At 69.6% G+C, this 237-nt stretch carries 1 protein-coding gene; it reads left to right on the forward strand.

Features of this window, described 5'->3' with window-relative positions; genetic code table 11:
* A partial coding sequence (locus tag ACQG3P_RS23315) for a CBS domain-containing protein (RefSeq protein ID WP_426806369.1) occupies nt 1–237 on the forward strand: 237 nt, incomplete at both ends.

A 237-nucleotide genomic window follows, 5' to 3' on the forward strand; every position in this document is an offset into this window, starting at 1 on the left:
CCCGTGGTTCGACAGCGATGGCGAGGAAGTGCTGGGCATCCTGCACAGGAAGGACCTGCTGGTGGAGATCGCCCGCGGCCAGCCCACCGACGACCTGCGCGCCCTGCTGCGCCCGGCCACCCTGATCGCGCTGGAAACCCCGGTCACCGCCGTGCTTGAGCGCTTCCGCACCGCCACCACGCACATGGCCCTGTGCGTGGAGGAACACGGCCGCATCCTGGGCTACTTCACCCTGGA

Source organism: Stenotrophomonas sp. SrG (assembly GCF_050031795.1).
Classification (GTDB): Bacteria; Pseudomonadota; Gammaproteobacteria; order Xanthomonadales; family Xanthomonadaceae; genus Stenotrophomonas; species Stenotrophomonas rhizophila_A.